Below are 8764 nucleotides of genomic sequence, written 5' to 3' on the forward strand. Positions count from 1 at the left end.
CGGACGAGGAGGGGTCGATGCGGATCGGCGTCCCGAAGGAGGCCCGGCCGGGCGAGCGGCTCGTGGCCGCCACGCCCGCCACCGTGGGCCGGCTGGCGAAGCTGGGCTACGAGGTGGTCGTCGAGCACGGCGCGGGCGAGGGGGCGAGCTTCCCCGACGCGGCCTACGCGGAGGCCGGCGCCGCCCTCGGCGACGCGGCCGAGGTCTGGGCGAGCGACGTGGTCACGACCGTGAACGCCCCGGCGGACGCCGAGGTCGCCGCGCTGACCCCGGGCGCGACGCTGGTCTCGATGCTGGCGCCGGCCGCGCACCCGGAGCGGGTCGCGGCGCTGTCCGCCCGCGGCGTCACCGCGCTGGCGCTCGACGCCGTGCCGCGCGTGTCCCGCGCCCAGGCGCTCGACGTGCTCAGCACGATGTCGAACGTCGCCGGCTACCGCGCGGTCATCGAGGCCGCCGAGGAGTTCGGCGGGATGTTCACCGGCCAGGTCACGGCCGCCGGCAAGACCCCGCCGGCCACGGTGTTCGTCATCGGCGCCGGCGTCGCCGGCCTCGCGGCGATCGGTGCGGCGGGCAGCCTCGGCGCGCAGGTCCGCGCGTACGACGTGCGGCCCGAGGTCGGCGAGCAGATCGAGTCGATGGGCGCGTCCTTCGTGCAGGCCGCCGCGGCCCAGCAGGAGGTGAGCGCCGACGGCTACGCCCGTGAGCTCACCGCCGAGCAGGAGCGGCTGACCGCCGAGATGTACGCCGCGGAGACCGCCAAGGCCGACATCGTCATCACCACCGCCCTGGTCCGCGGCACCGCGCCGCGCACGATCAGCGCGGACATGGTCGCGGCCATGCGCCCGGGCAGCGTGATCGTCGACCTGGCCGCGTCCGGCGGCGGCAACTGCGAGCTGACCGTGCCGGGGGAGAAGGTCGTCACCGCGAACGGGGTGACGATCCTCGGCTACACGGACCTGACCAGCCGGATGGCGCGGCACACGTCGCAGCTGTTCGGCACCAACGTGGTCAACCTCCTCACGCTGCTCACCCCGGGCAAGGACGGGGCGCTCGTCCTCGACCTCGACGACCCGGTGCAGCGCGGCATGGCCGTCACGCGGGCCGGCGAGGTGCTCTGGCCGCCGCCGCCCGTGCAGGTCTCGGCGGCCCCCGCCGCGGACGCGGCCCCCGCGGTCGCACCCGTCGACCCGGCGGAGCGGGCCCGGCTCGCCCGCGAGGCGGCCCGGCGGAAGGGGCAGCGGCAGATGGTCGGCCTGGCCCTCGGCGCCGTCCTGCTGGCCCTGGCGATCACGTTCTCGCCGGCGGCGTTCCTCGGGCACTTCACGGTGTTCGTGCTCGCGGTGTTCGTCGGCTACTACGTCATCTCGAACGTCAGCCACTCGTTGCACACGCCGCTCATGGCCCAGACCAACGCCATCTCCGGGATCATCCTGGTCGGCGCGCTGCTGCAGATCGGCAGCGACAGCTGGGTCGTGTCGGCGCTGGCGTTCGCGGCGGCCGCGGTCGCCTCCATCAACATCTTCGGTGGCTTCCTGGTGGCCTACCGGATGATCGGGATGTTCCGGAAGGAGGAGGCCTGAGATGCTCACCTCCGCAGCCCAGGGCGTGTACCTCGTCGCCGCCGTCCTGTTCGTCCTGAGCCTGGCCGGGCTGTCGAAGCAGGAGACCGCCCGCCGCGGCAACCTGCTCGGCATGGTCGGCATGGGCCTCGCGCTCGTCGCGACCGTCGTGCTGAGCCTCGACGTCTCCGAGCGCAGCCCGCTGACCACGCTGCTGCTCATCGCGCTGGTGCTCCTCATCGGCATCGCCGTCGGCACCTGGCGGGCGCGCTCCGTCGAGATGACGCAGATGCCCGAGATGATCGCGATGCTGCACTCCTTCGTCGGCGCCGCGGCCGTCCTGGTCGGCTTCAACTCCTACCTGACCGAGACGCACGCCGACGCGGTGCACCTGGTCGAGGTGTTCCTGGGCGTGCTGATCGGCGCCGTGACGTTCACCGGCTCGATCGTCGCCTACCTCAAGCTGTCGGCGAAGATGAAGTCGGCCCCGCTCACGCTGCCCGGCCGCAACTGGCTGAACCTCGGCGCGCTGGTCGCGTCCGCGGGCGCGCTCGGCTGGTTCCTGTCGTCGCCCTCGCTGGTGCCGCTGGTGCTGATGACCGTCGTCGCGCTGGCCCTCGGCTGGCACCTCGTCGCCGCGATCGGCGGCGGCGACATGCCGGTCGTCGTGTCGATGCTGAACTCGTACTCGGGGTGGGCCGCGGCCGCCGCGGGCTTCATGCTGAGCAACAACCTGCTCATCGTCACCGGCGCCCTCGTCGGCTCCTCCGGCGCGATCCTGTCGTACATCATGTGCCGGGCGATGAACCGGTCGTTCGTCAGCGTGATCCTCGGCGGCTTCGGCGCCGAGGGCGGGACCGTCGTCGCGTCGGGCTCGGCCGAGGTCGGGGAGCATCGCGAGATCCAGGCCGCCGAGGTCGCGGAGCTGCTCAAGTCCGCGTCCAGCGTCGTCATCACCCCGGGCTACGGCATGGCCGTGGCCAAGGCGCAGTACCCGGTCGCCGACCTCGTCTCCCGGCTCCGCGCCGCGGGCGTCGAGGTCCGGTTCGGCGTGCACCCCGTCGCCGGCCGGCTGCCCGGGCACATGAACGTGCTGCTCGCCGAGGCCAAGGTGCCGTACGACATCGTGCTCGAGATGGACGAGATCAACGACGACCTGGCCGGCACCGACGTGGTCCTCGTCATCGGCGCGAACGACACCGTGAACCCCGCCGCGCTGGAGGACCCGGGCTCGCCGATCGCCGGCATGCCCGTGCTCGAGGTGTGGAAGGCGAGGCAGGTCGTCGTGTTCAAGCGGTCGATGGCCACGGGGTACGCCGGCGTGCAGAACCCGCTGTTCTTCCGGGAGAACACCGCGATGCTGTTCGGCGACGCGAAGGACCAGGTGGAGCGCATCGTCGCCGCCCTCTGACCGCCGTTCACGCGCCCGTCGCCGGCCGCTTGCCGAAGGTCCCACCGACGCACCGGACGGCGCGCACTAGGCTGAGGTCGCAAACCGACCCGTTTGACGAAGGAGCACCATGGCCAGCATCGAGGCCGTCGGCGCCCGCGAGATCCTCGACTCGCGCGGCAACCCCACTGTCGAGGTCGAGGTCGCGCTCGACGACGGCACCATCGCCCGGGCCGGCGTGCCCTCGGGTGCCTCGACCGGGGCCTTCGAGGCCGTCGAGCGCCGTGACGGCGACAAGTCGCGCTACCTGGGCAAGGGCGTCGAGGACGCCGTCAACGCGGTGATCGACGAGATCGCCCCGGAGCTCATCGGCTTCGAGGCCACCGAGCAGCGCCTGGTCGACCAGGCCCTGATCGAGCTCGACGGCACCCCGAACAAGGGCAAGCTCGGCGCCAACGCGATCCTCGGCGTCTCGCTCGCGGTCGCGAAGGCCGCGGCCGACTCGGCCGACCTGCCGCTGTTCCGCTACGTCGGCGGCCCGAACGCCCACGTGCTGCCCGTCCCGATGATGAACATCCTCAACGGTGGGTCGCACGCCGACTCCAACGTCGACATCCAGGAGTTCATGGTCGCCCCGATCGGCGCGCCGACCTTCCGCGAGGCCCTGCGCACCGGCGCCGAGGTCTACCACTCCCTCAAGTCCGTGCTGAAGAGCAAGGGCCTGTCGACCGGTCTCGGCGACGAGGGCGGCTTCGCGCCGAACCTCGAGTCGAACCGCGCCGCGCTGGACCTCATCCTCGTCGCGATCGAGAAGGCCGGCTTCGTCCCGGGCAAGGACGTCGCGCTCGCGCTCGACGTCGCCGCCACCGAGTTCTTCAAGGACGGCGCGTACCAGTTCGAGGGCAAGGCCCTCGCGCCGGCCGAGATGATCGCGTTCTACGAGCAGCTCGTGGCGGACTACCCGCTGGTCTCCATCGAGGACCCGCTGTCCGAGGACGAGTGGGGCACCTGGTCCGAGCTCGTCACCAAGGTCGGCGACAAGGTGCAGATCGTCGGCGACGACCTGTTCGTCACCAACCCGGAGCGCCTGGCCAAGGGCATCGAGCTCAAGGCCGCCAACTCGCTCCTGGTCAAGCTGAACCAGATCGGCACCCTGACCGAGACGCTGGACGCCGTCACCCTGGCGCAGCGCAACGGCTTCACCACGATGACCTCGCACCGCTCCGGCGAGACCGAGGACGTCACGATCGCCGACCTGTCCGTCGCGACCAACGCCGGCCAGATCAAGACCGGCGCCCCGGCCCGTGGCGAGCGCATCAACAAGTACAACCAGCTGCTCCGCATCGAGGAGGAGCTGGACGACGCCGGCCGCTACGCCGGCCTGTCGGCCTTCCCCCGCTGGAAGGCCTGAGCCCTCAGGCTCTCGACCGGAGGCCGGTGACCCCACGGGGTCGCCGGCCTCCGGCGCGTCCGGGGTGCCGACCTCGGCACCGGCAGCATGTGCGGATCGTGTGCGCGCGCGGACACGGCCGGGTCGCCTGCGGGTGCCGGGGCGTGCCGCGGGGCACAATCGGGACCATGCCCGCCCCTCGTCGTCCCGCCGCGCCCCGCACCGGCGCCGACGACGACGCGACCCGCGGCGGCGACCGGCGCGGCCCGGCGCCCCGCACCCCGGCGCAGCGGACGCCCGCGCCCCGGAACCCCGCCCCCCGCACGTCCAGCGTGCCGCGCTCGCCCGCGCCGGCCCCGCGCGCGAGCGGCACCCCGGCGACCCGGTCGACGGCGGGCCAGGAGAAGGCGCCCGCCACCCGCACGCCCGCGGCCCCGCGCACCGGCGCCCCGCAGCAGTCGGTCCCGCGCCCGGCCACCCCGCGCCCCAGCACCTCGCGCGCCCGGTCCGCCCCGCCGCGCCCGGCGGCGGGGCGGCCCAGCAGCTCCCGGCCCGGCGGCCGCGGCGGCTCGGGCGGCGGCCGCGGCGGGCGCGCCGAGACCGTGCAGCAGCGGCTGCCCCGGCTGTTCACCGTCCGCGCGATGGTGATGTTCGTCGTGCTGTCGATCGCGTTCGTCCTGGTGTTCCCGACGCTGCGGCAGTACCTCGACCAGCAGGTCCGGCTCGAGCAGCTCCGCGCCGAGGTCGCCGCCGCCGAGCAGGACAACGAGGAGCTGCAGGCCGAGCTCGACCGGTGGTCCGACCCGGCCTACGTCGAGGCCCAGGCGCGCGAGCGGCTCGCGTTCGTCATGCCGGGGGAGCGCGCGCTGCGCGTCGCCGACCCGGAGGTCGTGCCGGACGACACCGCGACCGACCCGGCGGCGACCACCACCCCCGGCACCGTCGAGTCGGACGACCCGACCCGCCCCTGGTACGCCCAGCTGTGGGACTCCGTGCAGGTGGCGGGCGCCGCGGGCACGGGGGAGGCGGGGACCGGGGCCGACGGGTCCACCGGCACCGGCACGACGGGGGACAATGGGACCGCGCCGGACGGCACCGGGACCCAGGGGTCCGGGGAGCCGGTCGCGCCGACCCCCTGACGCCGACCGCCCGAGGACCGCACGTGACCGACCTGCCCACCACCCCGGCGCCCGCGCTGCCCGACCCGGCCGAGGTGCCGCGCGCCCGGCACGACGCCCCCGAGGTGACCGAGGCGGACCTCGCGGTGCTCCGCGAGCAGCTCGGCCGGCCCGCGCGCGGCGTGGTCGGCGTCGCCGCCCGGTGCGCCTGCGGCCGCCCGCTCGTGGTCCGCACCGCGCCCCGGCTCGACGACGGGACGCCGTTCCCGACCACGTACTACCTGACCTGCCCGCCGGCGGTCGGCGCCGTCAGCACCCTCGAGGCCACCGGCCTGATGAAGGAGCTCACCGCCCGCGTCCAGGCCGAGCCCGAGCTCGCCGCGGCGTACCAGCGCGCGCACGAGGCGTACCTCGCCGACCGCGCCGAGCTCGGCGACGTGCCGGAGATCGCGGGCGTCTCGGCCGGCGGGATGCCCACCCGGGTGAAGTGCCTGCACGTGGTCGTCGGGCACGCGCTCGCCGCCGGGCCGGGCGTGAACCCGGTCGGCGACGACGTGCTGCTGCGGCTGCGCGACGTGTGGCGCCCGGACCGCTGCACCTGCTGACGCCGGCGGGACCCCGGGTCGGGCCCGGGGCCGCCGGGCGCGGCGCGCGGGTCGGCGCCGGGATGGGAGGATGGCCCGCGTGACGCGTGTGGCTGCCATCGACTGCGGGACCAACTCCATCCGGCTCCTGGTGGCCGACGTCGACGCGGGGGCGGGGACCCTCACGGACCTCGACCGCCGCATGGAGGTCGTCCGGCTCGGCCAGGGCGTCGACCGCACCGGCCGCATCGCCCCCGAGGCCATGGCCCGCACCCTCGACGCCACCCGCCGGTACGCGCAGGTCTGCCGCGACCTCGGCGTCGAGGCCGTCCGGTTCGTCGCCACCAGCGCGTCGCGCGACGCCGAGAACCGGGACGAGTTCGTCGCGGGCGTCCGCGAGGCCCTGGGCGTCGAGCCCGAGGTCATCGGCGGGGTCGAGGAGGCCGCGCTGTCGTTCCGCGGCGCCACCGGCGTGCTCGGCGCGACCCACGACGGCCCGTTCCTCGTCGTCGACCTGGGCGGCGGCTCCACCGAGGTGGTCCTCGGCGAGCGGGAGCCGGAGGCCGCGTACTCCATGGACGTCGGCTGCGTCCGGATCACCGAGCGCCACCTGCTGTCCGACCCGCCGACGGCGGAGCAGGTCGCCGCCGCCGAGGCCGACGTGCGCGCCGCCCTCGACGTCGCCGCGCAGCACGTGCCGCTCGGCCGCACCGCGACGCTCGTGGGGCTCGCCGGCTCGGTCACCACGATCACCGCGCACGCGCTCGCCCTGCCCGCCTACGACCGGGACGCGATCGACGGGGCCGTGCTGGCGGTGGACGACGTGGTCGCCGCCTGCGACGACCTGCTCGCCCGCGACCACGACGCCCGCTCGGCGCTCGGCTTCATGCACCCGGGCCGGGTCGACGTCATCGGCGCGGGCGCGCTGGTGTGGCGGGCGGTCGTGGAGCGCGTGCGGTCCGAGGTCGCGGCGTCCGGCGGGACGCTGACCGAGGTCGTGACGTCCGAGCACGACATCCTCGACGGCATCGCCTGGAGCGTCGCCGAGCGGCAGCCCGCCCCCCGGGCCTGACCCCGCGGCGCGCCGACGCGCGCCCGCCGCGCGCGCCGAGATCGGTGCTCCGGGCCGAGATCGGTGCGTGCACCCACCGATCTCGCGCCGAACCACCGACCTCGCCGCCGGCCCCGCTGCCGGCCTCGCCGCGCGACCGCGCACCCGGACCAGGCGCCGAGATAGGACCGTCCCGCCGAGATAGGGCCGTGGACGGTCCTATCTCGGCGCGCGGGTCCTATCTCGGCGAGCGCTGGCCGGCGGGCGGGCGCTGGCTGCGGCCGGCGGGCGCTGGCCGGCGGGCGGAGAGTGGCGCGCCCCGGGGCACGCGCGGCGCGCCGGTAGCGAACTTCGCCCGGTACTGCGCAATCTGTACTACCGTGTGTCCTGCGGGAGCCGAGGAGGGTCGGCTCCCGCACCAGACAGCGGGTGCCGCGGCCGTCAGGGGGCCGACCGCGGCGCCCGCCACCGCACCTGCGGCGCGCCGGACCCGCCGGCGCCCGCGCCAGGGAGGCCCCGGGTGGACACGACCCAGCTGCTCAAGGGAGTGCTCGACGTCGCGGTGCTCGCCGTCGTCGCCGAGGAGGACGGGTACGGCTACGACGTCGTCCGCCGGCTGCGCGCCGCGGGGCTGGCCGAGGTCGGCGACGCGTCCGTCTACGGCACGCTCCGCCGGCTCTACTCCCAGGGCGCGCTGACGTCCTACGTGGTGCCCAGCGACGAGGGCCCGCACCGCAAGTACTACGGGATCAACGCGCAGGGCCGGGCGATGCTCGCCGCCCAGCGCAAGGACTGGCGCGAGTTCGCGGGGACGATGACCCGCCTGCTCGACGGGGAGGCGGCGGCGTGAACGGGACGAGCCAGGCCGGGACGGGCCGCGCGGCCGCGCCGGCGACGGTGGCGGAGTACGCGGCGCGGGTGCGCCAGCACCTGGCGGGGATGCCGGCCGAGCAGGTCGACGACCTGACCGACGGGCTCGAGGCGGACCTCGCGGACGCGCTGGCCGACGAGGCCGCACCGGCCGGGGCGCGGGGCGACCTGATCGCCCTGTTCGGGCCGCCCGCGGACTACGCCCGGGAGCTGCGCGTCGCCGCCGGGCTGCCCGAGCCGGAGCCGGCGCCCGTGCGCCGGGACCTCCGCTCGCGGCTCCGGGGGATGCGCGGCGACGTGCGGCGCACCGCGCTGCGCGCGACCGCCGGGCTGCGCCGGCAGCCGTGGTGGCCGGGCGTGCGCGACTTCGGCGTCGCGGTCCGGCCGCTGTGGTGGGTGCTGCGGGCGTGGGTGGTCTACCAGCTGCTGCTGCAGATGGCGGGCGGCCGGTACGGCTCCGGCGGCGGCAAGGGCGGCTGGGTCCCGGCCGACTTCCAGACGTGGCTGCTGCTGGCCGGGCTCGTCGTGGTGAGCGTGCAGTGGGGCCGGGGGCTGTGGCTGCCGCGCTCCGGGCGGTGGCTGCCCACCGCGGCCGGCGTGCTCGCCGTGCTGCTCCTGGTCCCGGCGATGGTCTGGGCCGGGAACGGGGCCGTGCGCTGGCAGACGCAGTACGACACCGCGTACGTGGAGCAGCCGTACGACGGCGTCCCCCGTGAGGACGGCGTGTGGGTCGACGGGATGCAGGTGAGCAACCTGTTCGTCTACGACGCGGAGGGCAACCCGCTGTCCGACGTCCAGGTGT

The 8764-nt window shown here is 75.4% G+C and carries 8 protein-coding genes; all 8 read left to right on the plus strand.

What is annotated here, in order from left to right; genetic code table 11:
• Nucleotides 1-17 precede the first annotated feature (17 nt).
• Complete coding sequence (locus tag VER05_RS11225) at nt 18-1580, plus strand: Re/Si-specific NAD(P)(+) transhydrogenase subunit alpha (RefSeq protein ID WP_324845443.1); 1563 nt, start codon at nt 18-20, stop codon at nt 1578-1580.
• A 1-nt stretch (nt 1581) separates the two neighbouring features.
• Entirely contained in the window at nt 1582-2970 is a 1389-nt protein-coding gene (gene pntB / locus VER05_RS11230; protein WP_324845439.1) for a Re/Si-specific NAD(P)(+) transhydrogenase subunit beta, read from the plus strand.
• A 109-nt stretch (nt 2971-3079) separates the two neighbouring features.
• Nucleotides 3080-4360, plus strand: a complete 1281-nt coding sequence (eno, locus tag VER05_RS11235) for a phosphopyruvate hydratase (protein WP_147795774.1) — start codon at nt 3080-3082, stop codon at nt 4358-4360.
• A gap of 167 nt (nt 4361-4527) precedes the next feature.
• Entirely contained in the window at nt 4528-5478 is a 951-nt protein-coding gene (locus VER05_RS11240) for an FtsB family cell division protein (RefSeq protein WP_324845440.1), read from the plus strand.
• Nucleotides 5479-5534: 56 nt separating this feature from the next.
• Entirely contained in the window at nt 5535-6062 is a 528-nt protein-coding gene (locus VER05_RS11245) for a DUF501 domain-containing protein (RefSeq protein WP_414647608.1), read from the plus strand.
• 79 nt (nt 6063-6141) lie between these two features.
• Nucleotides 6142-7113 carry a Ppx/GppA phosphatase family protein gene (locus VER05_RS11250; protein ID WP_324845441.1) on the plus strand — a complete coding sequence of 324 codons (972 nt, stop codon included), beginning with the start codon at nt 6142-6144 and terminating at the stop codon, nt 7111-7113.
• 499 nt (nt 7114-7612) lie between these two features.
• On the plus strand, nt 7613-7942 hold the full coding sequence (locus VER05_RS11255; RefSeq protein ID WP_158372862.1) for a PadR family transcriptional regulator: 330 nt from the start codon (nt 7613-7615) through the stop codon (nt 7940-7942).
• Nucleotides 7939-8764: HAAS signaling domain-containing protein (locus VER05_RS11260; protein ID WP_324845442.1), on the plus strand; the 826-nt coding region annotated here is incomplete at its 3' end. The genes VER05_RS11255 and VER05_RS11260, both read left to right, overlap by 4 nt.

Origin of the sequence: Cellulomonas sp. (genome assembly GCF_035634735.1) — a bacterium.
GTDB lineage: Bacteria > Actinomycetota > Actinomycetes > Actinomycetales > Cellulomonadaceae > Cellulomonas.